General features: G+C 68.3%; 20 protein-coding genes. 10 read left to right on the plus strand and 10 right to left on the minus strand.

Annotation, left to right across the window (positions count from 1 at the left end):
* Positions 1–18: 18 nt before the first annotated feature.
* Positions 19–1452, minus strand: coding sequence for a MocR-like pyridoxine biosynthesis transcription factor PdxR (gene pdxR, locus AC1D2K_RS05645; RefSeq protein ID WP_478086973.1), 1434 nt, complete (start codon positions 1450–1452; stop codon positions 19–21).
* A 99-nt stretch (positions 1453–1551) separates the two neighbouring features.
* On the opposite strand from pdxR, the gene AC1D2K_RS05650 reads away from it, so the two are divergent.
* A complete protein-coding gene (locus AC1D2K_RS05650; protein WP_478086974.1) occupies positions 1552–1992 on the plus strand; it encodes a carboxymuconolactone decarboxylase family protein in 441 nt (146 codons plus the stop codon).
* Positions 1993–2172: 180 nt separating this feature from the next.
* Here the strand turns inward: AC1D2K_RS05650 and AC1D2K_RS05655 are convergent, their stop codons facing one another.
* From AC1D2K_RS05655 to AC1D2K_RS05670, 4 genes are all read right to left on the minus strand, one after another.
* Positions 2173–2970, minus strand: a complete 798-nt coding sequence (locus AC1D2K_RS05655) for a DUF3047 domain-containing protein (protein ID WP_478086976.1) — start codon at positions 2968–2970, stop codon at positions 2173–2175.
* Positions 2971–3400: 430 nt separating this feature from the next.
* Positions 3401–4372, minus strand: a complete 972-nt coding sequence (locus AC1D2K_RS05660) for a M14 family metallopeptidase (RefSeq protein WP_478086977.1) — start codon at positions 4370–4372, stop codon at positions 3401–3403.
* Positions 4369–5355, minus strand: coding sequence for a Bug family tripartite tricarboxylate transporter substrate binding protein (locus tag AC1D2K_RS05665; RefSeq protein WP_478086978.1), 987 nt, complete (start codon positions 5353–5355; stop codon positions 4369–4371). The genes AC1D2K_RS05660 and AC1D2K_RS05665 overlap by 4 nt, the downstream gene beginning before the upstream one ends.
* A gap of 98 nt (positions 5356–5453) precedes the next feature.
* Positions 5454–6347, minus strand: coding sequence for a LysR family transcriptional regulator (locus AC1D2K_RS05670; protein ID WP_478086979.1), 894 nt, complete (start codon positions 6345–6347; stop codon positions 5454–5456).
* A 376-nt stretch (positions 6348–6723) separates the two neighbouring features.
* Between AC1D2K_RS05670 and AC1D2K_RS05675 the strand changes: the two genes are divergently transcribed.
* Positions 6724–7206 (plus strand): ribonuclease HI family protein, encoded by a 483-nt coding sequence (locus tag AC1D2K_RS05675; protein WP_478086981.1) that lies wholly within the window; start codon positions 6724–6726, stop codon positions 7204–7206.
* Here AC1D2K_RS05675 and AC1D2K_RS05680 read toward each other — a convergent pair.
* From AC1D2K_RS05680 to amaB, 3 genes are read right to left on the minus strand one after another with little or no spacing between them, the layout of a single operon-like run.
* A complete protein-coding gene (locus AC1D2K_RS05680) occupies positions 7181–8914 on the minus strand; it encodes a thiamine pyrophosphate-binding protein (protein ID WP_478086982.1) in 1734 nt (577 codons plus the stop codon). The two genes, AC1D2K_RS05675 and AC1D2K_RS05680, sit on opposite strands and share 26 nt — an antisense overlap.
* 26 nt (positions 8915–8940) lie before the next feature.
* Positions 8941–10188, minus strand: a complete 1248-nt coding sequence (locus AC1D2K_RS05685; protein ID WP_478086983.1) for a pyridoxal phosphate-dependent aminotransferase — start codon at positions 10186–10188, stop codon at positions 8941–8943.
* Between the two features lie 2 nt (positions 10189–10190).
* Positions 10191–11735 (minus strand): L-piperidine-6-carboxylate dehydrogenase, encoded by a 1545-nt coding sequence (gene amaB, locus AC1D2K_RS05690; protein ID WP_478086985.1) that lies wholly within the window; start codon positions 11733–11735, stop codon positions 10191–10193.
* A 192-nt stretch (positions 11736–11927) separates the two neighbouring features.
* On the opposite strand from amaB, the gene AC1D2K_RS05695 reads away from it, so the two are divergent.
* Positions 11928–12836 carry a LysR family transcriptional regulator gene (locus tag AC1D2K_RS05695; RefSeq protein WP_478086987.1) on the plus strand — a complete coding sequence of 303 codons (909 nt, stop codon included), beginning with the start codon at positions 11928–11930 and terminating at the stop codon, positions 12834–12836.
* Between the two features lie 10 nt (positions 12837–12846).
* Here the strand turns inward: AC1D2K_RS05695 and AC1D2K_RS05700 are convergent, their stop codons facing one another.
* Together AC1D2K_RS05700 and AC1D2K_RS05705 are read right to left on the minus strand one after the other, a co-directional pair.
* On the minus strand, positions 12847–13803 hold the full coding sequence (locus AC1D2K_RS05700; RefSeq protein WP_478086989.1) for a 2-hydroxyacid dehydrogenase: 957 nt from the start codon (positions 13801–13803) through the stop codon (positions 12847–12849).
* Entirely contained in the window at positions 13800–14657 is an 858-nt protein-coding gene (locus AC1D2K_RS05705) for an IclR family transcriptional regulator (protein WP_478086991.1), read from the minus strand. Before AC1D2K_RS05705 ends, AC1D2K_RS05700 begins: the two co-directional genes overlap by 4 nt.
* A 227-nt stretch (positions 14658–14884) precedes the next feature.
* Here AC1D2K_RS05705 and AC1D2K_RS05710 point away from each other — a divergent pair, with 227 nt between their 5' ends.
* The 7 genes from AC1D2K_RS05710 to AC1D2K_RS05740 are packed head-to-tail and all read left to right on the plus strand — an operon-like array spanning position 14885 to position 21586.
* On the plus strand, positions 14885–15967 hold the full coding sequence (locus tag AC1D2K_RS05710; RefSeq protein WP_478086993.1) for an ABC transporter ATP-binding protein: 1083 nt from the start codon (positions 14885–14887) through the stop codon (positions 15965–15967).
* Positions 15964–16824 carry an ABC transporter permease gene (locus AC1D2K_RS05715; protein WP_478086995.1) on the plus strand — a complete coding sequence of 287 codons (861 nt, stop codon included), beginning with the start codon at positions 15964–15966 and terminating at the stop codon, positions 16822–16824. The genes AC1D2K_RS05710 and AC1D2K_RS05715 overlap by 4 nt, the downstream gene beginning before the upstream one ends.
* Positions 16825–16826: 2 nt before the next feature.
* Positions 16827–17624 (plus strand): ABC transporter permease, encoded by a 798-nt coding sequence (locus AC1D2K_RS05720; RefSeq protein WP_478086997.1) that lies wholly within the window; start codon positions 16827–16829, stop codon positions 17622–17624.
* Positions 17621–17926: a (2Fe-2S)-binding protein gene (locus AC1D2K_RS05725; protein ID WP_478086999.1), complete on the plus strand. Its 306-nt coding sequence runs from the start codon at positions 17621–17623 to the stop codon at positions 17924–17926. The genes AC1D2K_RS05720 and AC1D2K_RS05725 overlap by 4 nt, the downstream gene beginning before the upstream one ends.
* Positions 17923–19323 carry an FAD/NAD(P)-dependent oxidoreductase gene (locus AC1D2K_RS05730; protein ID WP_478087001.1) on the plus strand — a complete coding sequence of 467 codons (1401 nt, stop codon included), beginning with the start codon at positions 17923–17925 and terminating at the stop codon, positions 19321–19323. Before AC1D2K_RS05725 ends, AC1D2K_RS05730 begins: the two co-directional genes overlap by 4 nt.
* Positions 19320–20462 (plus strand): NAD(P)/FAD-dependent oxidoreductase, encoded by a 1143-nt coding sequence (locus AC1D2K_RS05735; RefSeq protein WP_478087003.1) that lies wholly within the window; start codon positions 19320–19322, stop codon positions 20460–20462. Before AC1D2K_RS05730 ends, AC1D2K_RS05735 begins: the two co-directional genes overlap by 4 nt.
* A 50-nt stretch (positions 20463–20512) precedes the next feature.
* Positions 20513–21586, plus strand: a complete 1074-nt coding sequence (locus AC1D2K_RS05740; protein WP_478087005.1) for an ABC transporter substrate-binding protein — start codon at positions 20513–20515, stop codon at positions 21584–21586.
* The last annotated feature ends 40 nt before the right edge of the window (positions 21587–21626 follow it).

Below are 21626 nucleotides of genomic sequence, written 5' to 3' on the forward strand. Positions count from 1 at the left end.
GGGCTGGTCACGATCCTATCAATCCATCTGCAGCAGGATGTCGCGCAGGCGGTCGAGCGAAGGATCGATGTCGCCGGTATCGATCGCGCCGTAGCCGAACATCAGTCCTTGCAGCGGCGCATCGAAATGGAAGAAGGGCTCAAGGGAATAGAGGCCCACATCCACGCGGCGTGCGAGGCGCAGCAGCATCTCTATGTCGACTGGCTTGCGGCACAAGGCAGCCAGGTGAATGCCCGCGGTGGCCGGAACGAGCTCGAACCACGGCGACAGGTCTCCCTCGAAACGGGCGATGATGCGCGCGCGCCGCTCGGCGTACACCGCATGGCTGCGCCGGATGTGCTTGTTCAGTTCACCGTCGACGATGAACTTGGCCAGCGCCCACTGAGCCGGCGTCGAGGTGTGCCAGTCGCTCAGGTGCTTGGCGATGCACACGGCCTGCAGGATCGGCTGCGGCGCGATCAGGTAGCCCAGCCGCAATTCGGGTGACAGCGTCTTCGAGAAGGTGCCGACGAAGGCCACCGTACCGCGCGTGTCCATGCTTTGGAGGGAATCGGTAGGGCGGCCTTCGTAGCGGTATTCGCTGTCGTAGTCGTCCTCGATGACGATGGCGCCGAGCTCGTGGGCCCGCGCGAGCAATGCCTCGCGGCGACGCAGGCTCATCGGCATGCCGAGCGGAAACTGGTGCGCCGGCGTCACGTAGACCAGGCGCGTGCCGTCGGGGATCCGCTCTACGCACAGGCCTTCCGCGTCGACCGGGATGCCAACCACCTCGGCACCCTGGGCGCTGAACAGAAGCCGGGCGGGCGGGTAGCCCGGCTCCTCCACCGCCACCGTGCAGCCGGGCTCGACCAAAACGCGCGCCACCAGGTCGAGCGCCTGCTGCGCGCCGTTGGTGACGATGATGTCGTCGACGCCGCAGCGCACGCCGCGCGCGAAGGCTGCATGGCGCGCGATCGCGTCGCGCAGCGCCGGCAGCCCCTCTACCGGGCCGTAGAGCCCGCGCGAGCGGGCGCCCTGGCGCAGCGCATGCAGAACGCAGCGACGCCACTCCGCGTGCGGGAACAGACTGCGCGCTGGCGCGCCGCCGATGTATTCGAAGCGCGAGTTGCCGTCCGGCGCCGGGTGCCGCAGCGGCGTGTCCATGCTGCGCCAGCGCGCCGCGACGGCCGCACCGGCGAAGCCGCCATCGGTATGCGGCGCCGCCCGCGGCCGCACGTCGTCGGCCACGAAGGTGCCGCTGCCGACGCGGCCGACCAGCAAGCGGTCGAAGGTGAGCCGCGCGTAGGCCTCGGCCACGGTCTTGCGCGACACGCCGAGCTGCTCAGCCAGCAGGCGGCTGGGTGGCAGCTTCTCTCCGGCGGCCAGCCGGCCGCTGCGAATGCCGTCCCCGAGCTGCCGGCACAACTGGCCGACCAGGTCCTTGTCCCCCTCGATGACGATATGCAGCTCCATGCAATTGGCCTCCTTCAAATGATCCGGATTGGCCGCCGGTAAAGGCAGCGGCGTTTCTTACCATCGATCCATCCTCACAACCCATCCCGGAGCTGCACCATGGAACAACGTCTCGATTTTTACAAAGCCTCGCCCGATGCCATGAAGGCGCTGATCGCGCTCGAGGTCGCCGTCGGCAAGCTCGGCCTCGAGCCGGCGCTGCTCGACCTCATCAAGCTGCGGGCCTCGCAGATCAACGGTTGCGCGTTCTGCGTCGATCTGCATTCGAGCGACCTGCGCAAGAAGGGCGAGAGCGAGCGCCGCCTCTACGCCGTCGCGGTGTGGCGCGAAACACCCTTCTTCACGCCGCGCGAGCGCGCCGCGCTGGCCTGGACGGAGGCCGTGACCGAGATTGCCACCAGCCGTGCGCCCGATGCCGACTACGCAGCACTGAGCGACCACTTCAGCGAAGCCGAGCGCGTGAACCTGACGCTGGCCATCGGCGTGATCAACACCTGGAACCGGCTGTCGATCGGCTTCCGCAAGACGCTGACGGCCTGAGGAGCGGGCGATGAAGGCAACCCCGCGTCATGGGCGAGAGCCCACGACGGAACTAGCGAGGCGCCRGCGAGCAGCGCGGCGATTGTTAGAAGGCGATGGAAACATTCTGCGGCGATAGAACGTGTTTGTCCGCTCCGGGCCACCGAAGCTCCAATGGCCGCAACAGGCGATGAAGGGCCGCTATTGCGCGGGTTTTACAGCGGGTGCGCCGCGCAGGTCGACGTCGGAAAAATAGGAGATCCCGCGAGACTTCGTGTTGTCCGCGTCGGCTTGGATCGCGACCCCCACCACGTCCGGCAATGTATCCCCGGCCTCAGCGCCGAAGGCTCGCTTGTAATCGGGCAGCAGGTTGCGGCGCTCGGTCAGCCAGCCGCCGGCCTTGTCAGTCGCGCCTGATTCAATGACGTCCATGCGTATGCGCTTGGTGAAGGCGTTATCGAATTCGCTGTCCTTGCTTTCCTTGGCGTCCCAGACGTAGCAAAGGGTTTGGGTGGGCACCGATTCACCGGTCGTGGTGCTCCCCACTGCGAGCTTGGTGCGCTCGCCCAACGACAGTCGGTTGGCCGGGAAGTCGAAGTAGACACAGAGCTTGGCCGCGCCGTCGTCGCCGCTCTTGGTGTGCAGATCGGCGCCGGTCACGAATTGCTCGACCTTCCAGCGCCAGGCCAGCGTGGCCTCGTCATTGAGCTGAACCCGCGTGGGATGGACCAGGTTGCCGTAGGACTGGTCGGCATCGACCTTCAGCACCTTCTGGCCATCGAGCTGCGTGATTTCGAACTTCGTCGGCGCCTTGTTGGGCAAGGTCGCGAAGCGCCACGGCGCGGGCGCCTGTGGACCCGGAGCGGTCGAGAACGGCGTCAACAGGCCCTCGGCGCGCGCGGTTGGGGCGACCATGCAGATCAGCGCGGCCGCAACAGGCAACACCGCAGAGGCGAGCGAACGCCGTCCGTGCCCAAACCGGAACCTCGTGTCGTTCATGGCTGGCCTCTAAAGCTGGTGGATGGGAAATGCGCGCTTTGCGCCCGCCGACACGTAGTGTGATCCAGGCGCGCGACAAGATAAATACCCCTTGAGAAGCATGGATACGCACCAAGTGGACGCAGGGTTGAGCCGCCACGGAGAAGCATTTCCGCCACCAGAGATCGAGCCCGGGCCCGGAGCGCTTCCGATGGCGAAGTCATGTCCGTGGGCGGAGTGCCCGCGAACGTAGCGCCGCCGCCGCCGGACAGCGGCCCAGGCTGCGAGCGTCGTTAGTTCGGCAGCAGGGCGTAAGCGGCGCCGGCGGGCAGTTGAAGTCCGGGCCTACAGCGGACGCCGAAACTGCCCGGAAGCGGCCGTTGGATGTGATGCCCCGACCCGGCCGACTTTGAAAGAGCGAGCGGCCAAGTGTCGAACCTTGCCGCACCCGTCAGAGCAGTCGTCGACGGGCGAAGCGGACCACCGTCACGCCCGGCTTCGCCTGGCGCGTCGAGGGCATGACGAGCACGCAGTCGTCATACGGCGTGACCACGGGCTCGCCGTCGTTCCAGCCGATCACGGTGCCCGCGCGTTCGATCACTTCCAGGCCGGTGAAGGGCTGCGCAAAGCGAAATGCCTCGCTGCGCGCCACCACCGGCCCGGTCACGTCGAGGGCCCATTGGCGTGGCGCGTCAGGCTGCACCCAGCCGGGCAGCCATTGCGCGATGGCGGCATCGTCCAGCGTGCCGGCCACCCGCAGGAAGCGCGCGCACTGGTCCTGCGCCACGGTGCGACTGGCCGGATCGCCATGGAAGCCGCACTCGACAAGCAGCGCACAGGCGTCGCTCTCGGCATCGGGCGCGCCGAAGCGGCCGAAGTCGCGCATGCGCACGCCGTCCTTGTGGCCCGCATCGATGACCACATGCTCGGGGCTGCGCATCTGCTGCGCCAACCGCAGGTTGCGCGGCTGGATGCCGGTGAGCGACAGCGGCGCGGAGGGCTCGTGCATCGAATGCAGGTCCAGCAGCCAATCTGCCTGTGCCACGTGCACCTGCAGTTGCGCCGCGCGCCGCCGCTCCCGCGTATCGCCGGCCTCGATGCGTTCGGGCAACCATTGGCGGTTGAGGTCCTCGTCGACAAAGCGCGAGGCATCGTGGCTGGCCGGATCGAAGCGGTCGAAGGCCTCCAGGTTGCAGAACGCCAGCGTGAGGCGGCCGCGCTGCGGGCGCACCCCGGCTTCCAGCAGCCCCTTGAGCGCCCATGCGCCGCACAGTTCGTTGCCGTGCACGAGCGCGCTGATCATCACGTGCCGACCGGGCTGGTCGGCCTCGAAGCGCCAGACGCCCTCGACGCCGGTGTTGCCGGCACGCCAGGCGGTGATGTCGGGGGCGGGAAGTTGAAACGACAACGCGGGCACGCTCATTCCTTGATGTTGGCGAACTTGACGATGTTCTTGTACTTGGCGGTTTCGGCGACGAGAAACTGGTTCACGTCCACCGCCGAAGTTGCCACGGTCGAACTGGTGGCTTCCATCTTCTTGCGAAAGTCGGGGGACTGCAGGGTCTCGTTCAGCGCTGTCTTCAGCCGGGCCAGCACCGGCTCCGGCAACCTGGCCGGCCCCATCAGCACGAACCAGACTCCGATGTCCAGGTCCTTCAGGCTCGGGGTTTCGCTGAGTGCGGGCAGATCGGGCGTGATGGCCGAACGCTTGGCCTCGGTGGTGCCCAGCGCCACCAGCTTGCCGCTGCGGATATGGGGCAAGGCGCTGGAGAGCACGAACACGCCGAAATCGATGTTGCCGCCCAGCAGGTCGCTGGTCAGCGGCGCCACGCCACGATAGGGCACGTGGGTCATGAAGACGCCGCCCTGTTGCTTGACCATCTCGCCGGCCAGGTTCAGCGAGGTGCCCACGCCGGAACTGCCGTAGCTGTATTTGCCGGGGTTCTTCTTCAGCAGGGCGAGGAATTCGCCGGTGTTCTTCACGCCCGCCGCCGGGGCCGCCACCAGCACCAGCGGCTGGGAGGCGATCAGGCCGATGGGGGTGAAGTCCTTGGGTTCGTACCGGACGTTGGCGTTGATCAGCTTGTTGATGGCCACTTCGTTGTTGGCCCCCACCAGGAGCGTGTAGCCATCGGGCGCTGCGTTGGCGACCTTTTGCGCGCCGATCGCGCCGCCGGCGCCCCCGACGTTGTCGATGATCACCGGCACGCCGAGCCGATGGGAAAGCTCGACGCCCAGCGCTCGTCCGGTCAGGTCGGTCGAGCCGCCCGGCGGATAAGCCACCACGAGGGTGATGGCCTTGCTGGGGTAGGCCGCGACCTGCGCGGAGGCCGGACCGGCTGCCGTCCAGGCAAGGCCGCACGCGGCCACGGCAAGATAAAAGGAGAAAGCGCGGGGCAGACGCATGGTGGCCTCAAGGTTGGGTGGACCCGAGGATTTTGCGCGGACCCTCGTTCCTTCCTGGTGCCGTCACGGCACGATCCAGTGCTGATTTGTGCAACGGATCAGCGCAAGGCAATGGCGCGCCACATGTCCTCGGCCAGCGGGCCCAGACGGCGTTTGGGGCGGTACAGGCGAACCTCGAAGCGCACTTCCATGCGACGTCCTCCCGGCAGCACCAGGCGGCCGGACTTGCAGTCTCCCTGCACCATGGACCAGGGCAACCACGCCACGCCCAAACCCCTGAGCACATATTCGTACAGCGCATCCGCCGAATCGCATTCGATGCAACGCCGAAGGCGCGGCGCCTGCGGGTTGTTCGCGAGATGGTCTTCCACCAGGCGGCCCATTGCCAGCGTCCGGGCATAGGCCAGGAAAGGCACCTCGTCGGCGCCGCCAAAGGCGTGCATCGCGCCGCCCTGTGCATCGGCGCGCGACACCGGCACCAGCTTGTCGGATGCCACCGTCACGTGGGTGAACTGCCGGGCATCGAGCCGGAAGGTGAGGGCCGAATGATGATAGATCAGCGAGAAGTCCGCCTCGTTGTTCTCCAGCATCCGGACCGTCCCTGCCAGTGAAGTGGTCAGGATGCGGACTTCACCGTGGCGCAGCACGGGCTGCGCCCGCACCAGCCAGTCGGCCATGACCGTGCGCGCCAAGGTACGGCCGGTGGCCACCGTTACCGTGCGGGCCTGCCGGCCGGCCACGTTCTGCATCTCTTCGCGCGAACCTTCGACGCTGCGCACCGTCTGGCTGGCGTTCTCGAGGAAGCTCTCGCCCGCTGCCGTCAGCGTGACCGGGCTGCTGCCGCGCTCCACCAGCGCCGTGCCGGCCCACGACTCCAGCGCGCGGATGCGGCGACCGAAGGCGGGGTGCGTGACGTGGCGAAGCTCGGCGGCGCGGGTGAAGCTGCGCGTCTGCGCCAGCGCGATGAAATCTTCCATCCATTTGAATTGCATGGGTCGCAGTGGTCCTGGTACGGCGTGCAAAGCCTGAGCAAATGGGTTGGAAGTGGAACGAGGATCGCAATTCTGCGGGGATTCTGCCTTGTACTGGCCTTGGCCGCGAGCATCTGGCGGTCGATGCGCGGGCGTGCCGGGCCTCGTTGAGGCTTGCGTGTGTAGTGCGGACAACCCCCAGCGGCTCTCGAACCAAGGCGCCAGGTAGACTTGAATTCGCCGCTGTCCTCACCACGCGCTGGTCCAGCGGCCGGCGGCCCCTCGGCCCGCGCAACTGCTGCCCGCCGATGTGCGACACCAGGCAAGGGAGGTAAGCGGGGGAAGGGCGGCGAGGCTGGCGTGTCGCGGGGCCTCGCGCGCGGCAGGGAGAGGCGGAATGCGTCCAACCGCCGGAATCTGCAACCAACAGCGGATATTGCACATGAACCCTTGGGTTGCCTACTGCGACGGCAGCGCCGTGCCCAACCCCGGTCGTATCGGGCTAGGGGCGGTGTTTACCGAGCCTGATGGAACGCGCCACACGCTTTCGGAAGCGTCGCATGAGAACGGCTGCAATAACGAGGCGGAGCTGAGAGCATTGCTGGCAACGCTTCAGGAACTGAAATTGCGTGGGGCGGGCGCGCTGCTCATTCACTGCGACAACAGTGTCGTTGTCGAACAGGTCGGCAGCAGCACGGCAAAGCCGATTGCCCGGCTTGCTTCCTTGTTCGATGAAGCGCGAGCACTGCTCAATTCGTTCGACCAGGCAACCCTGATGTGGATACCGCGCCATCGCAACAGAGAAGCTGATGCACTCGCTCGGGCTGCACTGGGGCTTGCAGGCAATCGCATTGTCAAACTGTCCAAGAAGAGGCGTTAGTGCCAAGCGTTCGGCCGCTCGGAACATTGGCGCTGGAGCCGCCGCCTTGCGCCGCCGCTCGAAGACCCTGCAACGTGTTGGTCGGGGTGATCGCTTCCGGGTCGAGCAGGCAATGCAGGATCGCGGGTTTGCCGCTGGCCCGTGCGCGCGCGAGTGCCGGTGCGAACTCCGCCGTGGACGTGACGCGTTCGCCATGGCCGCCGAACACCTCCGCATAGCCCCGGAAGTCCGGGTTCTTCAACTGCGTGGCGCTGACGCGCCCCGGGTAGTGCTTCTCCTGGTGCATGCGGATCGTGCCGTACATGGCGTTGTCGAGCAGCACCACGATGATCGGCAGGCCGTACTGCACGGCGGTCGCGAATTCCTGGCCATGCATCAGGAAGTCGCCGTCGCCGGCGAACACCAGCACCTCGCGTTCGGGCCACAGCCGCTTGGCGCCCACGCCGGCCGGCAGGCCGTAACCCATGGAGCCGCTGGTCGGCGCCAGCTGGCTGGCGAAGGCGCGAAACGGCCAGAAGCGGTGCACCCAGGTGGCGAAGTTTCCGGCCCCGTTGCAGAAGATGGTGTCGGCCGGCAGCACCTCGCGCAGATGCGTCATCACCTCGCCCATCTGCAAGGGGCCCGGGATGCGGATCGGCGCCGGATCGCTCCAGGCCAGGAACGCCGCGCGCGCCTCGGCGGCCTCGGCCTGCCAGGTCGGCGCAGCGGCGGGGCGCAGTGTGGCGGCGGCCTCGGCAAAGGCCTGCGGCGTGGCGTGGATGGCCTGCGTCGCTCGGTACAGCTTGCCGAGCTCGTCGGCGTCGGCATGCACGTGCACCAGCGCCTGTCGGGGCGTCGGGATGCCGAGCAGCTCGTAGCTCTGTGACGGCACCTCGGACAGGCGCCCGCCGACGAGCAGGACCAGGTCGGCCGCGCGGATGCGCGCCAGCACTGCAGGATTGACGCCCAGGCCGAGATCGCCGGCATAGCAGGGGTGCTCGGCGCTGAACAGCATCTGTCGGCGGAACGAGCAGTACACCGGCAGAGAAAAGGCCTCGGCGAAGGCCGTGATCTGCCGCGTCGCGACTTCCGACCAGCGACTGCCACCCAACACCATGACGGGGCGTTCCGCCGCGGCCAGACGTTGCGTCAGCTCGGSCATCTGGGCCGCGCCCGGATGGGTTTCCGTCACCGCGTACGGTTGCGCGTCGGCGACGGCTGCGGCCTCGGTCAGCATGTCTTCGGGCAGCGCGATGACCACCGGGCCGGGGCGGCCGGAGGTGGCGACGTGGAAGGCGCGCGAAACCAGCTCGGGCAGTCGCTTCGGGTCGTCGACCTCGACGACCCACTTGGCCATGGTGCCGAATACGGCGCCGTAGTCGAGTTCCTGAAAGGCTTCGCGCCCCAGTGCGTCGCGCGCCACCTGGCCCACGAAGAGCAGCAGCGGTGTCGAGTCCTGGTGCGCGATGTGCACGCCGGCGGCCGCATTGGTGGCGCCGGGACCGCGCGTGACGAAACAGATGCCGGGGCGGCCGGTGAGTTTCCCCTGGGCCTCGGCCATCATCGCTGCGCCACCTTCCTGGCGGCAGACGGTGACGGCGATGGACGCATCGTGGAGGGCGTCGAGCACGGCGAGAAAGCTCTCGCCGGGTACGCAGAAGAGCTGCTGCACGCCATGCACGATGAGCTGGTCGACCAGGATCTGGCCGCCGGTGCGAAGGGATGTCATGGGAATTTCCAATCCGGGAGAGGCTGTCACTGGAGCGCCGCGCAGGCCGCCGCAATGCGCGCGCAGGCCTCCTGCAGCTGATCCATCGAGGTGGCGTAGGAGATGCGGAAGTACGGTGCCAGCCCGAACACGCTGCCGGGCACGACGGCCACCTCGAAGTCCTGCAGCAGATAGCGGCAGAAGTCGGCGTCTGTCTGAAGCTGCATGCCGCGTCGCGTGGAGCGACCGAGCACGCCGGCGCAACTGGCGTAGGTGTAGAACGCGCCCTCGGGCCTGCGGCAGTGCAGGCCGGGTATGACGTTGAGCGCATTCACGACGAAATCCCTGCGTGCCTGGAAATCGGCGCAGCGCGCGGCGATGAAGTCCTGCGATCCGGTCAATGCCTCGATCGCGGCGGCCTGGCTGACCGAGGACGGGCATGACGTCGACTGGCTCTGCACGACGGCCATGGCTGCAATCAGGTCGCGCGGACCGGCGCCGTAGCCGATGCGCCATCCGGTCATCGCATAGGCCTTGGAGACGCCATTGACGGTCAGCGTGCGCTCGCGCAGCCGTGGTTCCACGGCAGCCGGGGTCGCGAAGGCAAGGCCGTCGTAGAGGATGTGCTCGTAGATGTCGTCGGCCAGCACCCAGACCTGCGGATGGCGCAGCAGCACCTCGGTGAGAGATTGCAGCTGCGCCGCGCTGTAGGCCGTGCCGCTCGGGTTGGACGGCGAGTTCAGGAAGACCCAGCGCGTGCGCGGCGTGATCGCGGCGTCGAGCTGTCCGGCCTCGAGACGGAAACCGTGCCCCTCGCTGCAAGGCAGCACCACCGGCACGCCGCCGCAGATCTGCACGATGTCGGCATAGGAGGTCCAGTAGGGCGCCGGCAGGATCACTTCGTCGCCCGGCTCCAGGCTGGCCATCAGCGCGTTGAAGATCACCTGCTTGGCGCCGGCGCTCACGCTGATCTCGTCGAGGGCAAAGTCCAGCGCGTTGTCGCGCTGGAACTTGTGGCGCACCGCGGCCTTCATCGCGTGGCTGCCGTCGAGCACGGTGTAGCGCGTCTCGCCGCGCGCGATGGCCCGCGCGGCCGCCGCACGGATGTTCTCGGGCGTGTCGAAGTCGGGTTCGCCCGCACCCAGCACGATCACCGGACGCCCGGCGCGCCGCAGCGCATTCGCATGGTCGGTGATGCGCAGGATCTCGGACACGCCGATCGCGCGCAGTCGTTGTGACGGCGCGAACGCTGGCGCTGGCGCCGCATCGTGCGCCAGGGTGGCGGTGGCCCTCACGCTCAGTCCCCGATGTCGAAGGTCACGCCCTGCGCGAGCGGCAGCGCGGTCGAGTAGTTGATGGTGTTGGTGGCGCGSCGCATGTAGGCCTTCCAYGCGTCGGAKCCCGCCTCGCGGCCGCCGCCGGTTTCCTTCTCGCCACCGAAGGCGCCGCCGATCTCCGCGCCGCTCGGGCCGATGTTGACATTGGCGATGCCGCAGTCGGATCCGGCGCTCGACATGAAGCGCTCGGCCTCGCGCATGTCGAGCGTGAAGATCGAGGACGACAGGCCGGCGCCCACCGCGTTGTGCCACTCGATGGCCTGCTCGAAGCTGCTGTAGCGCACGACGTAGAGGATCGGCGCGAAGGTCTCGCGCAGCGCCGGACCGGCGTGCGCCGGCAGCTCGACCAGCGCGGGCCGCGCGTAGTACGCGGCATCGCCGCCGATGCCGGCCACGCGATCGCCGCCATGGACGGTCGCGCCCGCCGCGCGGCTCTCCGCCAGCGCCTTCTGCATGCCGTCGAATGCGGCGCCGTCGATCAGCGGCCCGACCAGCGTGCCGGAGACGCGCGGGTCTCCGACCTTCACCTGGCCGTAGACCTTCGCCAGCCTGGGCACCAGCGCGTCGTAGATGCTGTCGTGCACGAACAGCCGGCGCAGCGTGGTGCAGCGCTGGCCGGCCGTGCCCATGGCGGCGAAGGCGATGCCGCGCAGCGCGAGGCCGAGGTCCGCCGAGGGCGTGACGATGGCCGCGTTGTTGCCGCCGAGTTCGAGAATGGCGCGCGCGAAGCGGGCGGCCAGCCTGGGGCCGACCTGGCGTCCCATCGCCGTCGAGCCGGTGGCCGACAGCACCGGCACGCGCGGGTCGTCGACCAGCAGTTCGCCGATGTCGCGCTGCCCGACCAGCAGTTCGAGCAGGCCCTCGGGCGCATCGCCGAAGCGGGCGAGCGCGCGCTGCGCGATGGCGTGCGTGGCGAGCGCGGTCAGGGGTGTCTTTTCGGAGGGCTTCCACACCACCGAATCGCCGCACACCAGCGCCAGCGCCGCATTCCATGACCACACGGCCACCGGGAAGTTGAAGGCGGAGATCACGCCGACCACGCCCAGCGGGTGCCAGGTTTCCATCATGCGGTGCTCGGGGCGCTCGGTCGCGATCGTCAGCCCGTAGAGCTGGCGCGACAGGCCGACCGCGAAGTCGCAGATGTCGATCATCTCCTGCACCTCGCCCGCGCCTTCGGACGGCACCTTGCCCACCTCGAGCGTCACGAGCAGGCCGAGGTCGGCCTTGGCCGCGCGCAGTTCTTCGCCCAGCAGGCGCACCAGTTCGCCGCGGCGCGGTCCGGGCACCAGGCGCCACGCGAGGTACGCGGCATGGGCGCGGCCGATCGCGGCCTTGGCTTCGGCCGTCGAGGTCTGTCGCACATGGGCGATCGTCTCGCCGCTGATCGGCGAGCGCACGGCGAGTTCGCCGTCGGCATACGCCGACTTCGGCACGCCGAGGCGTTGCAGCAGTTGATCGACCTGGGCGGGGATGGGCCGGGCGGTGGAGGCGGGGGCGTCTGACATGAGGAACTCTCGGGCGATGGATTTGTGGATGCAATGTCGGCGAATCCGCATCGCTTGCATAGTGAAAAATCGGAAGAACTTGATGAGTATTGAGAATGAAGTAGGCTTCCATCACTTCGCTGGGGGTGGTCGTCGCTAGCCAGGGCGATGAGGCCGCCAGCCTGCGAGATGATCATTCCCCCGTTGCATGACATGTTCCACAAGACCTTCCTGCCGCCCATGGCCGACCTGCTCGCTTTCGAGGCCGCCTCGCGCCACGCGAGCATCTCGCGCGCGGCGGACGAGCTGCATCTCACGCAAAGCGCGGTATCGCGCCAGATTCGCCAGCTCGAGCAACAGCTGGGGCTCGCGCTGTTCCACCGGGTGCGCCAGCGGGTCGTCCTGACGGACGTGGGGCGTGTCTACGCGGCGGACGTGCGCGCCGCGCTTCAACAGTTCTCGGGCGCCACGCAAAAGGCCATGGCGCTGTCCGGCGGCGGTGGGCTGCTCAACCTCGCGGTGCTGCCGACCCTGGGCACGCGTTGGCTGATTCCGCGGCTGGGCGACTTCACGGGCCGGCATCCGCAGGTGACGGTCAACTTCGCTGCGCGTTCCGAGCCCTTCGATTTTTCGCAGGAGCCCTTCGACGCAGCCATCCACTTCGGCGCCCCGCACTGGGCCGGGGCCCGATGCGAATATCTGATGCACGAGCGCACGGTCCCTGTCTGCAGCCCCGCCTTTCAGCGTGCGCATGGCATCCGGTCCGTGGCGGACCTCGGCGCGGTCGTGTTGCTGCAGCAAAGCACGCGACCCACCCAATGGGCCGAATGGTTCGCGCAGGTCGGCGCGGCGGGCGTGCCGGCGCTGCGCGGGCCGCGCTTCGAGCAGTTCGCGATGATCGCGCAGGCCGCCGTATCGAGCCTCGGCGCCGCGCTGCTGCCCAGCTTCCTGGTCGAAGCGGAGATCGAAGCGGGCGAACTCGTGGTCCTTTTTCCGCAAGCCCTCACGAGCTCCGACGCGTACTACCTCGTCTATCCGGAGTCGCGTGCCGAAGCACCGCTGGTGCAGGCCTTTCGCGACTGGATCGTCGCGCAGGCGCATGGGGCGCCTGCGGCCAGGTGAAGGCCTCCCCTCAATACCCGCGCGCCGGATCGAAGCGCCCCTCGACGGGCTCGCCTTTTTCGAAGGCTGCGATCTGCTGCGCGAAGAACCTGGCGCGCATGCGTCGCGTGACCGTCGCGGCAATGTGCGGGGTGACGAAGATCCCGGGGTGCGACCAGGCCGGATGATCTGTCGCCAATGGTTCCTCGGCAAAGACGTCGACGAAGGCTCCGCCCAGCTGGGCTGAATCGAGTGCGGCGACGAGCGCGTCCAGGTGCAGCTGCGACCCGCGCCCGGCGTGGATCAGCCCGGCACCTTTCGGCAGGCGGGCCAGCAGCTGCGCGTTCAGGATGCCTTCGGTTTGCGGGGTGGCGGGAAGCAGGCAGACCAGGATGTCGGAGCGCGCCAGGAACGCATCCAGTTCGCCGGGCCCCGCGTAGCACGCGACGCCTTCGAGGGTCTTGGCGGTGCGCGACCACCCGATCGTCCGGAAGCCGAGGGCGCTCACCATCTGCGCGGATCGCACACCCAGGGCACCCAGTCCCAGGATGCCGACGCAGGTGTCGGGCGCGCTGCGCTCCGCCTCGAAGGCGGTCCACTCACGGACATCCTGTTGCCGCACCAGGCGCTTCAGGTTGCGCAGCAGCGCCAGTGCCGCCATGGCGACGTATTCGCCCATGCGTTGTGCGGTCTCCGGCGGTATCGAGCGGATCAGCGGAACCTGCCGGGGCCATTCGGGATCGGCGGTGATGTGGTCCACGCCGGCGCCCGCGCTGAGCACCAGTCGCAGGTTCGGCAAGGCGGCCAGACGCCCCGGCTCCGGCTGCCAGACCAGTGCGTAGTCGACCCGGTCCGCAGAGACCGACGGATCGTCCCACCAATGCACGGCGATATGCGGCGCGAAGCTTTGCAGATGCGCCCGCCATTCGGCGACTGCGGCTTCTCCTCCTGAATTGACCAGCAGTACGCGCGGAACGACCGGCGTCATGGGTTCGACCCGGCCGGCGCACTTTCGATGCGCTGCGTCGCAGGCGAACTCGCCAGGCTTTGTGCGGGCCTTCGCAACGTGGCATCGAAGGGATTGATCTTCGGTCCGATCGCCGCCGCTTCGCGCTTGAGCAACTCGACCACGGTCGGCAGGCGGTCGGGGTTGAGCCGGTCGGCGATGGTGCCGACGGCCAGCGCCGCCACCGCGCGGCCTTCGCGATCGAGGATCGGCACGGCGACGCCGGCCATGCCCTCCAGCAGCCCGCTGTTGCGGGCAGCGAAGCCTGTCTGGCGGACCCGTTCGATCTCGGTGCGCAGATAGACCTCGTCGTAGACGCCGTACTCGCGCACCCGTGCCAGATTGAAGCGGATGACCTCCTCGCGTTCTTCCTGCGGCAGGAAGGCGAGGATCGCCAGTGCCCCCTGGCCGACGCCCAAGGCCACGCGGCCGCCGACGTCGCCCGTGAAGGAGCGGATCGGAAACGGGCCCTCGCTGCGGTCCAGGCAGACCGCCTCGAAGCCGCTGCGCACCAGCAGGAAGATGCTGTCGCCGAGGCTCGCGCACAGGCGCAGCAGGACCGGGCGGCACAGCGCTCGCAGGTTGCCGGGATTGCCCGCCTTCGCGGCCAGCGCGAAGAAATCGGTGCTCAGCCGGTAGAGCTTGCTGCGCTCGTCCTGCTCGACCATGCCTTCGCCGATCAGCGACTGCAGCAAACGGTGCGTGGTGGCCTGGGTCAGGCCCACATTTCGTGCGACTTGCGTCACCCGCGCACCGTCGGCCTGCGCGTCGGCCAGCGCACGGATCACCGAAAACACGCGGGGCACGCCGCCAGTGGCGGCCGGGGACGTCGTCATACCTTGTTCCTGCGGAATATCTTGGTGGCAGTTTATCTCAAGAGTTTCATTGAATGGAATAAAAGGTAGAAAAGTTCCGTTTAATGGAATACCCGTGGATTCATGGTTCGGTTATTGCAATAGATTCACTACGAAAGCAGCGGGAATTCGGTTCTCGCAGCGTGCCGAAGCAGTGCGCGTTGCCAGCCGAGCCCGTCGCTGCCTCGAATGCAATGAAAGGCCCATGGATGTCGTTTCTTCAGCTCACCGGCGTGACCAAGTTCTATGGCGCGACCTGCGCCGTGTCGGCCATCAACCTGTCCGTCGAGAAGGGCGAGTTCGTGTCCCTGCTCGGGCCGTCGGGCTGCGGCAAGACGACCACGTTGCAGATGGTCGCGGGCTTCGAGGCCGTCAGCAGCGGCCGCATCGAGCTCGAYGGCAAGGACATCACCCATGCCAAGGCCAACACCCGTGGCCTCGGCATCGTGTTCCAGACCTACGCGCTGTTCCCGCACATGACGGTGGCCGACAACGTGAGCTTCGGCCTGGAGATGCGCAAGATGCCCAAGGCCGAGCGCCGCGAGCGCGTGGCGCAGGCGCTCTCGCTGGTGCACCTCGAGATGCATGCCGATCGCTATCCGCGCCAGCTGTCGGGTGGCCAGCGCCAGCGCATCGCGCTCGCCCGTGCGCTGGTGATCGAGCCGCCGGTGCTGCTGCTCGACGAGCCGCTGTCCAACCTCGACGCCAAGCTGCGCGAAGAGATGCAGTTCGAGCTGCGCCAGATCCAGCGCAAGGTCGGCACCACCACCATCATGGTCACCCACGACCAGAGCGAGGCGATGTCCATCAGCGACCGTGTCGTCGTGATGGAAGGCGGCCGCGCGACCCAGATCGACCCTCCGCATCGCTGCTACGAGCATCCGCGCACCCGTTTCATCTCGACCTTCGTCGGCAAGGCGAACCTGCTCGAAGGCCGCGTGTCCTCGGCCGGCACGCGCACGCGCGTCGAGGTCGGCCCGCTGGCGGTCGATGTCGACGACACGGGCTTCCGCCCCGGCGCCGCCGTGCTGATGAGCGTGCGGCCCGAGAAGATCCAGTTCACCGCAAGCGGCTCCGGCCGGCTCGACGGCACGGTCGGCGAGCGCTTCTTCCTGGGCAGCCAGTGGCTCTACCGCGTGGCGACACGGGTCGGCGACCTGATGGTGCTCAGCCCCAACGATGGCCGCGACGCGCTCGACGAAGGCGCGACGGTCGGCGTGGACTGGCCGGGGCACTGCACGCGCCTGCTGCCTGCCGACGAGGCGGCCATGGCGCAGAGGGCGGTTGCATGACCGGTATCGCAAGGAGGGCCACGGCGTGGTGGCTGTCCACGCCCGCGCTGCTGCTCTTCACTGCGCTGCTGCTGGTGCCGTTGCTGCTGACAGCCGTGCTGTCCTTCAACGTCTACGATGCCGCGACCGGGCCGAGGGCCGGCGAGTTCACGCTCGATCACTACGTTCATCTCTTCACCGACTCCTACTACTACGGCATCTTCTGGCGGACCTTCTGGATCTCGGCGCTGGTCGCCGTGATCTGCGTCCTCATCGGTACGCCCGAGGCCTACGTACTGAGCCGGATGCGCAATCCGTGGCGCTCGATCCTGCTGCTGGTGGTGCTGGCACCGCTGATGGTTTCGGTCGTGGTGCGTGCCTTCGGCTGGAGCATGCTGCTCGGGCCCGAAGGCCTGGTGAACGGCCTGCTCGGCATCGTCGGCATCGGCCCGATCAAGATGCTCTACACCGAGACGGCCATCGTGATCGCCCTCGTGCACGTGATGCTGCCCTTCATGGTGATCCCGGTGTGGACCTCGCTGCAGAAACTCGACGCCGGCGTCGAGAACGCCGCGCTGTCGCTGGGCGCCTCCCCCTTGACCACGCTTCGGCGCGTGGTGCTGCCGCAGGTGATGCCCGGCATCCTCTCGGGCAGCCTGATCGTGTTCGGTCTCTCGGCCAGTTCCTTCGCCATCCCGGGCCTGCTCGGCGGGCGCCGGCTGAAGATGGTCGCGACCATCGTCTACGACGAATACCTGCATGAACTCAACTGGCCGCTCGGCGCTGCGATCGCGCTGGTGCTGCTGGTCGCCAACCTGGTGGTGATGCTGAGCTACAACCGCCTCGTCGAAGGCCGCTACAAGAAGGCGCTGGGTTGACCATGAGCAGGAACGGACCCTTCGCCCTCGCGTTCAACGCGCTTGTCATCGCCTTCATGCTGGCGCCCCTGGTGGTCGTCTGCGTGGTCGCCTTCACGCCCGAAAACACGCTCACGCTGCCGACCACCGAGTTTTCCTTGCGCTGGTTCGAGGCGGTGTTCGCGCACCCGGATTTCATGCAGTCCTTCTGGAACAGCCTGCGGCTCGGCCTTGCGTCGGCCACCCTCGCCACGCTGGTCGCGGTGCCTGCCGGCCTGGCGATCACGCGCTACGAATTTCCAGGGCGCGACTTCCTCAACGGCCTGTTCCTCTCGCCGCTGATCATTCCGCACCTGGTGCTGGGCGTCGCCCTGCTTCGCCTGTTCGCGCTGGTCGGCGGCACCGGCAGCTTCGGCTTCCTGATCTTCGCGCATGCCTTGATCGTCACGCCCTACACGCTGCGCCTCGTGGTGGCGGCGCTGGTCGGTTTCGACCGCAGCGCGGAGCAGGCGGCGCTGTCGCTGGGCGCGAGCCAGGCCACGGTGTTCAAGCGCATCACGCTGCCGATGATCCTGCCGGGCGTCACCGGCGGCTGGCTGCTGGCCTTCATCAACAGCTTCGACGAAGTGACGATGTCGATCTTCGTCACCTCGCCGAGCACGGTGACGCTGCCGGTGCGGATGTACATGTACGCCACCGAGTCGATCGACCCGCTGATGGCCGCGGTGTCGGCGCTGATGGTGGCGGTCACCGCGGTCGCGATGATCGTCCTCGACAGGCTCTACGGCCTCGACCGCGTGCTGGTGGGCGGACACCGATGAGCCACCACACCATCCAGCCGCTGCTGCGCAGGGTTGCCGAAACGAAGCGGGCCGCGGTCGCCTTCACCCTCGACGGACGTTCGGCGCAGGCGCTCGAAGGCGACACCATCCTCACCGCCGTTCTGACCCAGGGGGCGCAACTGCGCCGCAACGAATTCAGCCACGAGCCGCGTGCCGGCTTCTGCCTGATGGGCGCCTGCCAGGATTGCTGGATCGCCACCGCCGAAGGTGCGCGGCTTCGCGCCTGCTCGACCTTCATCGCACCCGGCATGGCCTTGCTGAGCGGAGGAGGGCCTCGATGACCGCGCCGCTCCAGCCGGCGATCGTCGGCGCCGGCCCGGCCGGCATCCGTGCCGCGCAGACGCTCGCGCAGCACGGCGTGCGGCCGGTGCTGATCGACGAGGCCGCGCGCGCCGGCGGCCAGATCTACCGTCGCCCACCCGCGCATTTCAGCCGGCCGCCCGAGACGCTCTACGGCAGCGAGGCCGCCCGTGCCACCGCCGTGCATGCGGCCATCGACGACCTGCAGGACCGCATCGACTATCGGCCCGACAGCCTCGTGTGGAACGTGCAGGACGCCGGGCTCGACGTGCTGCACGGCCCGACGCAGACCACGCGCACCGTGCCGTACGGCCAGCTCATCGTCGCGACCGGTGCCACCGATCGCGTGTTGCCGGTGCCCGGCTGGACGCTGCCAGGCGTGTACACGCTGGGCGGTGCACAGGTGGCGCTCAAGTTCCAGGGCTGCGCCATCGGCTCCCGCGTGGTGCTCGCGGGCACCGGACCCTTGCTCTACCTGGTGGCCTGGCAGTACGCGAAGGCCGGCGTCGATGTCGCGGCGGTGCTCGATACCGCGCGCTTCAGCGATCAGCTGGCCGCCGTGCCGGCGATGCTCAGGCAGCCCGCGGTACTCCTGAAGGGGGTGCATTACGTCGCCTGGCTGCGCGCGCACGGCGTGCCGGTGCGGCGCGGCGTGCGACTGCTGCGCATGGAGGGCGACGAGCGGGTGCGCGCCGTCGTGTGGAGCGAAGCCGGGCGCGAGCACACGCTCGACTGCGACGCCGTCGGCTTCGGCTATGCACTGCGGTCCGAGACCCAGCTGGCGGATCTGCTGGGCTGCCGCTTCGCCTTTGCGCCGCTGCATCGCGCGCATCTGCCCGAGCGCGATGCGGCCGGCCGCTCCAGCGTCGCCGGCGTGTACCTTGCGGGCGATGGCGCCGGCATCATGGGTGCCGACGCGGCCGAGTGGGCGGGCGAGCTGGCCGCGCTCACGCTGCTGGCCGATCACGGCATGGCCATCGACACGCAGCGTTCGGAGGTGCTCCAGCACCGGCTGGCCAGGCTCACCGGATTTCGCGAGGGCCTCGAACGCGCCTTTCCCTTCCCTTCCGACTGGGCCGCGCACGCGCCCGACGAACTCGTGGTGTGTCGCTGCGAGAACGTCACGGCGGGCGAGTTGCGGCGCAGCGTCGCGGACGGCGGCGCCGACGAGATGAACCGCCTCAAGGCACTGACGCGCGTCGGCATGGGCCGCTGCCAGGGCCGGATGTGCGGCGTCGCCGCCGCCGAGATCCTCGCCCACGCCACCGGACAGCCGGTGCAGCAGGTGGGCCGCTTCCGCGGGCAGGCGCCGATCAAGCCGATCCCCATCCAGCTGGAGCGTGCATCGAGCGCGTCGCACGCAGGAGCAGCCGCATGACGCAGCGCATCGGCACCGACGTCGCCATCGTGGGCGGCGGCATCGTGGGCAGTTCGGCCGCGCTGGCATTGCGCGGCATGGGGCTGCGCGTGGTGCTGCTGGAGCGCGATCTCTGTGGCTCGCGCTCGAGCGGAGTGAACTACGGCGGCGTCCGTCGTCAGGGGCGGCCCCTCGGCCAGTTGCCATTGGCACAGCGTGCGCATGCGATCTGGGGCCGCCTGCCGGAACTGATCGGCACGGACGGTGAGTACCAGCGCTCGGGCCACTTCAAGATCGCGCGCAGCGAAGCCGATCTGGCCGCGCTGGAGGCCTACCGCGACAGCGCACGCGACTTCGCGCTCGGCATCGACATCCTTTCAGGCGCGCGGCTGCGCGAACGGTGCCCGTGGCTCGGCGGCAAGGCGGTCGGCGGCTCGCTGTGCCTGGAAGACGGGCAGGCCAATCCGCGCCTCGTGTCCCCGGCCTTCGCGCTCGCGGCGCAGCGCGCGGGCGCCGACATCCACGAGCGCACGCGCGTCGACGAGATCGAACACGACGGGCAGTTGTTTCATCTGCGCACGGGCAACGGGCTGGAAGTGAAGGCACCGGTGCTGCTCAATTGCGCCGGCGCCTGGGCCAACGCGGTCGCCGGGCAATTCGGCGATACGGTGCCGATGTATTCACGCAGTCCTGCGATGGCCGTCACCGAGCCGCTGCCGTTCTTCATGCCATGGAGCCTCGGCGTCGAGGGCGGCGGTGTGTATTGCCGCCAGGTTGCACGCGGCAATCTGGTGCTCGGTGGAGGACCGGGGCGCCTGCTCGATGCCGACCGTGCACGCTCCGACCGCGACACGATCGCGAGCCTGTCGACGCAGGCGATCGAGCTGCTGCCGATGCTGCGCCATGCGCACCTCATCCGCACCTGGGGCGGCACCGAAGGCTACCTGCCCGACCACCAGCCTGTGATCGGCCCCAGCCGCACGACGCCGGGCCTGTTCCACGGCTTCGGCTTTGCCGGCGCCGGCTTCCAGATCGGCCCTGCCGTTGGGGAGGTTCTGGCCGAACTGGTGCGCGACGGACGCAGCCGCACGCCGATCGGCGCCTTTGCCATCGATCGCTTCGTCGACGTGCCGGAAGCCATTCCGGCGCCGGCCCATTGAACCGCATTCATCCCCTGCATCCCTCCTTCAACCGCCACGAAAGAAACATCATGTCCTCTGCCCGCATCGCCCTCCGGCCCCTCGTGCGCCGCTCGTTCTTCACAGTGGCTGCTGCCACCGCCCTGGTTGCCGGCGGCGTGGCGGGCGCCCAGACCAAGACGATCTACATCGGCATGAACGGCGGCACCATGGAGAAGGCGTACACACAGTACGTCTTCCCGGCCTTCGAGAAGCTGAACAACGTCAAGGTCGTGGTGGTGCCCGGCACGTCGTCGGACATTCTGGCCAAGGCGCAGGCCAACAAGGAGCGTCCGCAGATGCACGTGATGTTCCTCGACGACGGCGTGATGGTCCGCGCGATCGGCATGGGGCTGTGCGAGAAGCAGCGCCCGAGCGCCGCGCTCAACGAGATCTACCCGGCCGCGCGCTTCAAGGGCGACATGGCCAGCGGCGTGAGCCTGGGCATGACAGGCCTGGCATACAACGCCAAGATGTTCAAGGAGAAGGGCTGGGCTGCGCCCACCTCGTGGATGGATCTGGCCGACCCCAAGTTCAAGGGCAAGGTGGTGTTCCAGTCGGTCTCGGCGTCGTCCTTCGGCCTGCATGGCTTCCTGATGTTCAACCGCATCCAGGGCGGCAACGACCAGAACGTCGAGCCCGGCTTCAAGGCCTGGCCAACGACGATCGGCCCGAATGTGCTGGAGTACATCCCGAGTTCGGCCAAGATCTCCGAGATGGTGCAGACCGGCGAAGCGGCGATTTTTCCGCTCACGCCGACGGCGGTGGCGGCGCTGAAGACCAAGGGCATCCCGGTCGAATACGCGAACCCCAAGGAAGGCGCGGTCGTGTTGATGGTGGGCCAGTGCGTGATCGCCAACAACAGCGAGCCGGAACTCGCGCAGAAGCTCGCCGAGTTCCTGCTGAGCCCGCTGGCCCAGGCGAACGTGCTGCAGTACGGCAGCCAGATCCCTACCAATCCGAAGGCGCCGGCCGTGGGCGAAGGCGTCGCTCAGGTGGCGGCGATCAACGGCTACATGAAGACGGCGATCACGGTGGACTGGGAGAGCATCAACGCGAACCGGCCGGCGTGGAATGCGCGCTGGAACAAGACCATCGAGCGATAAGGCTCACGCGCGGTGCGGGGCGGCGGTCTCGGCCGGCGCC

It is taken from the genome of Variovorax sp. P1_H12_2, from assembly GCF_056405335.1.

Excerpts from the sequence above, each read along its gene's own strand:
- AC1D2K_RS05675 (WP_478086981.1), top strand. The coding sequence starts at position 6,724 with ATGCGTCCAACCGCCGGAATCTGCAACCAACAGCGGATATTGCACATG.
- AC1D2K_RS05705 (WP_478086991.1), bottom strand. The coding sequence starts at position 14,657 with ATGACGACGTCCCCGGCCGCCACTGGCGGCGTGCCCCGCGTGTTTTCG.
- AC1D2K_RS05665 (WP_478086978.1), bottom strand. The coding sequence starts at position 5,355 with ATGCGTCTGCCCCGCGCTTTCTCCTTTTATCTTGCCGTGGCCGCGTGC.
- AC1D2K_RS05715 (WP_478086995.1), top strand. The coding sequence starts at position 15,964 with ATGACCGGTATCGCAAGGAGGGCCACGGCGTGGTGGCTGTCCACGCCC.
- AC1D2K_RS05650 (WP_478086974.1), top strand. The coding sequence starts at position 1,552 with ATGGAACAACGTCTCGATTTTTACAAAGCCTCGCCCGATGCCATGAAG.
- AC1D2K_RS05670 (WP_478086979.1), bottom strand. The coding sequence starts at position 6,347 with ATGCAATTCAAATGGATGGAAGATTTCATCGCGCTGGCGCAGACGCGC.
- AC1D2K_RS05700 (WP_478086989.1), bottom strand. The coding sequence starts at position 13,803 with ATGACGCCGGTCGTTCCGCGCGTACTGCTGGTCAATTCAGGAGGAGAA.
- AC1D2K_RS05730 (WP_478087001.1), top strand. The coding sequence starts at position 17,923 with ATGACCGCGCCGCTCCAGCCGGCGATCGTCGGCGCCGGCCCGGCCGGC.
- AC1D2K_RS05725 (WP_478086999.1), top strand. The coding sequence starts at position 17,621 with ATGAGCCACCACACCATCCAGCCGCTGCTGCGCAGGGTTGCCGAAACG.
- AC1D2K_RS05655 (WP_478086976.1), bottom strand. The coding sequence starts at position 2,970 with ATGAACGACACGAGGTTCCGGTTTGGGCACGGACGGCGTTCGCTCGCC.
- pdxR (WP_478086973.1), bottom strand. The coding sequence starts at position 1,452 with ATGGAGCTGCATATCGTCATCGAGGGGGACAAGGACCTGGTCGGCCAG.
- AC1D2K_RS05740 (WP_478087005.1), top strand. The coding sequence starts at position 20,513 with ATGTCCTCTGCCCGCATCGCCCTCCGGCCCCTCGTGCGCCGCTCGTTC.
- AC1D2K_RS05720 (WP_478086997.1), top strand. The coding sequence starts at position 16,827 with ATGAGCAGGAACGGACCCTTCGCCCTCGCGTTCAACGCGCTTGTCATC.
- AC1D2K_RS05735 (WP_478087003.1), top strand. The coding sequence starts at position 19,320 with ATGACGCAGCGCATCGGCACCGACGTCGCCATCGTGGGCGGCGGCATC.
- AC1D2K_RS05660 (WP_478086977.1), bottom strand. The coding sequence starts at position 4,372 with ATGAGCGTGCCCGCGTTGTCGTTTCAACTTCCCGCCCCCGACATCACC.
- AC1D2K_RS05695 (WP_478086987.1), top strand. The coding sequence starts at position 11,928 with ATGTTCCACAAGACCTTCCTGCCGCCCATGGCCGACCTGCTCGCTTTC.